Here is a 2683-nt window from a genome sequence, read left to right as displayed (position 1 = left end):
GTGGAGTTGCGCGGAACCGGGCCGGTGATGCCGATGCCCGGGCGCAGGTAGCGCGGCACGTCGAGCACGATGCGGCGTTCCGCCGGCAACTGGCAGAGCGCCTGTCGAACTTCTTCGGCCATGCCGATCTGTCGTGGCGGCTGTTCATCGGGGCGGCAACTGAAGCGGCCGATCGTCGCGTCGTGTCCGTAAATCACGGGCGCGTCCGGGTTGATATCGAGAAACGCCCGGACGGCGCCGGTGTGGTCGTAGTGACCGTGGCTCAGGACGAGGGCGCGGGCGCGGGAGAGGTCGATGCCGAGTGCTGCTGCGTTCGGGATGAGCGCGGCGCCCTGGCCGGTGTCGAAGAGGAAACATTCGTTTCCGGTATCGATCCACGCGGCGAAGCCGTGTTCGGCTACCAGCTCGGGCGGTGCTTCGTTGTCGACGACGAGGGTGATCTTGATGGGCGGGGTCATGGGTTTTTGGTCTCCGGCAGGTTGAGGGCGAGCAAGCATTCGAATGTGTCGAGGTCGAGCCGGTGCTGCTCGGGGTCGTGGTCGCGGATGGCGAGGAAGCGCGGGTCGCGGCCGCGTCGGCGGAACTCGGCCTGCAACTGCCGCATGAATAATCCGGAGCGCTCGCACAAGCCGTCGCTTTCCGCATGTACCGCGCAGCCGGGGCTCTCCGGATTTCCACCGAGTACCGCAACGAGCTGGTATCCCTGATTCAGGTAGATTTCGATGCGCTCGGCGACGTCGTGCGCCAGTACCGCGCAGCGTTTGACGCTGCCTTCGTCGTTCAACGCGTCGCGGATGCTCAAGCCGGGTGCGCGCTGCCGCGCGAAGCCGAGCGTGTGAATCTCCGGGCACGGCATCTGCAAGATCCCGACACGATGCGTGTTGCACAGTTGCAGCAGAGGGACGTTCATTGCCGGTGAGCAGGCCGCACCGTCGTCACGTGCGTTCTGGTTGAGGATGCACTCGATGACGGCGACGAAGCGGCCGCCGCGCACGTCCGCGGGGGGCGGGCGCAGCCAGCGTTTGAGGGAGTTCAGGATCGGTGGCGGCAAAGCTTCTTCTCCACAGCATGATCAGGACTCATATAATCCGCACTTTCCTCAAAGCTGATTGAACAAATACAGGCAGAAAACACCATGGGGCGTCCAGTCAAAGAGCGTTGTATCAATTGCGTGCCGGTGGCCAGCTACTACAAGCCGGTCGGCATCCCGATGCGCGACCTCGACGAAATCGTCCTTGCCATGGACGAGCTCGAAGCGATGCGCCTGACCGACCTCGAAGGCATGTATCAGGCCGACGCGGCCGAGCGCATGGGCGTTTCGCGGCAGACCATCGGCAACATTCTCAACAGCGTGCATCGCAAGGTGGCCGACGCGCTGCTTAACGGCAAGGCGCTGCGCATTCGTCCGCCCGAAGCCGCCTCGCCCACCGCGCCGACTGAAACGCCGATCAGCGAGTAGGACGCTTGTTTCGCGTCTCGCCGCAGGCCGGGCGCATCAGTTCGGCTGCCGATGCGTGCTTGCGCCACCCGACGTTGATGTCCTTCCGCCAGGCCGCCTTCTTGCGCGCCCAGTAGGTGTAGGCGGCCGCCGGCAAAACCACGGCGAGCAGGATCACGGCGGTTACGAGCGCTACGGTGCGAACGGGGTCGTCCATGGCCTGTTCTCAGCAGCTCGCGTCTTTGCACACCTTGATCCGCGAAGCCAGGGCGTCCAGCCCGCCGCCGTTGCGCAGGTTGCGATAACCCTGGCTGGCGAGCGTTTGCATGGCGATCCCCGAGCGGCGTCCGCTACGGCAATAGAGAACGATGTTCTCGTCCTTGCCGATCCTGGCGAGCGCCGGCAGGTTCGGCGTGATCGTGTCGTAGGGGATGTTGATGGCGCCTTCGATGTGGCCGGTGGCAAATTCCTGCGGCGTGCGCACGTCGATGACGACCTTCGATTTGACGCCATCGAGCGTATAGGTCTGCGCGCTGGCGAGCCACGGCAGGCTGAAGAAGAAGCAGAGGGCGATTAACAGGCGTTGCATGGGGTCTCTCTTTTGATGAAGGGTGGTGGGCATGGCCAGATGGATTATCGCAGTCCATCCGGCCGTTGCTGTCAGATGCCCTAAGCCGTCGGCAGTTTCGCCGGACTGCGCGGGTCGATGTTGCCCTTGATGCCGCCGCTGAAGCTCTTCACGTCAAAACCGCTCTGCGCCAGCACGCGCGCGGCGAAGTAGCTCATCTTGCCGAAGGCGCAGACGGTGATGACCGGCTTCGAGCGATCGAGCTTGTCGAGGTTGGCGCGCAGAGTCGGGAACGGGATGTTGATCGACCCGGTGAGCGGGAAGGCGTCGGCGACCGGTTTCGGCCGCACGTCGACGATCTGCGCGTCGCCGAACGGCAGTTCGCCGGCCTGCTCGAACAATCCGTCGCGCAGGTTGGTTGCGGCAAAACCGGCAAGATTGATGATGTCCTTGGCGCTGCCGAACGGCGGTGCGTAGGCGAGTTCCAGATGGCACAAGTCGTCGATCGTTGCCTTGCCCTGGATGCTGGCGGCGATCACGTCGAGGCGCTTGTCGATGCCTTCACTGCCGGTCGCCTGCGCGCCGACGACGCGTCCGTCGCGCGTATCCCAGACGAGCTTCAGCGTTAGCGGCCTGGCGCCGGGGAAGTAGGTGGCGTGCTGGTGGTCGTTGACGAT

Annotated in this window: 6 protein-coding genes; 1 reads left to right on the top strand and 5 read right to left on the bottom strand. The window is 64.4% G+C overall.

Going from position 1 to position 2683, the window contains the following annotated elements:
• On the bottom strand, positions 1 to 458 hold a 458-nt coding region (locus KBA32_RS16950; protein WP_294361477.1), incomplete at its 3' end, for an MBL fold metallo-hydrolase.
• The gene (locus tag KBA32_RS16945; RefSeq protein ID WP_294361473.1) at positions 455 to 1051 is read right to left on the bottom strand and encodes a hypothetical protein; all 597 of its coding nucleotides are present in this window, start codon (positions 1049 to 1051) and stop codon (positions 455 to 457) included. The genes KBA32_RS16950 and KBA32_RS16945, both read right to left, overlap by 4 nt.
• Positions 1052 to 1135: 84 nt before the next feature.
• On the opposite strand from KBA32_RS16945, the gene KBA32_RS16940 reads away from it, so the two are divergent.
• The gene (locus KBA32_RS16940; RefSeq protein ID WP_294361471.1) at positions 1136 to 1459 is read left to right on the top strand and encodes a DUF134 domain-containing protein; all 324 of its coding nucleotides are present in this window, start codon (positions 1136 to 1138) and stop codon (positions 1457 to 1459) included.
• On the opposite strand, the gene KBA32_RS16935 is transcribed toward KBA32_RS16940, so the two are convergent.
• The 3 genes from KBA32_RS16935 to KBA32_RS16925 all read right to left on the bottom strand — a co-directional run.
• A complete protein-coding gene (locus KBA32_RS16935; protein WP_294361469.1) occupies positions 1449 to 1655 on the bottom strand; it encodes a hypothetical protein in 207 nt (68 codons plus the stop codon). The two genes, KBA32_RS16940 and KBA32_RS16935, sit on opposite strands and share 11 nt — an antisense overlap.
• Positions 1656 to 1664: 9 nt before the next feature.
• Positions 1665 to 2027 (bottom strand): rhodanese-like domain-containing protein, encoded by a 363-nt coding sequence (locus KBA32_RS16930; RefSeq protein ID WP_294361467.1) that lies wholly within the window; start codon positions 2025 to 2027, stop codon positions 1665 to 1667.
• A gap of 80 nt (positions 2028 to 2107) precedes the next feature.
• On the bottom strand, positions 2108 to 2683 hold a 576-nt coding region (locus KBA32_RS16925), incomplete at its 5' end, for a rhodanese-like domain-containing protein (RefSeq protein WP_294361465.1).

This window comes from Propionivibrio sp., from assembly GCF_017995515.1.
Classification (GTDB): domain Bacteria; phylum Pseudomonadota; class Gammaproteobacteria; order Burkholderiales; family Rhodocyclaceae; genus Propionivibrio.
This window is presented reverse-complemented; position numbering and strand designations above follow the sequence as displayed.

What these genes read in the sequence shown, in the direction of transcription:
- KBA32_RS16930 (WP_294361467.1), bottom strand. Translation starts at nt 2,027, where the DNA reads ATGCAACGCCTGTTAATCGCCCTCTGCTTCTTCTTCAGCCTGCCGTGG.
- KBA32_RS16935 (WP_294361469.1), bottom strand. Translation starts at nt 1,655, where the DNA reads ATGGACGACCCCGTTCGCACCGTAGCGCTCGTAACCGCCGTGATCCTG.
- KBA32_RS16940 (WP_294361471.1), top strand. Translation starts at nt 1,136, where the DNA reads ATGGGGCGTCCAGTCAAAGAGCGTTGTATCAATTGCGTGCCGGTGGCC.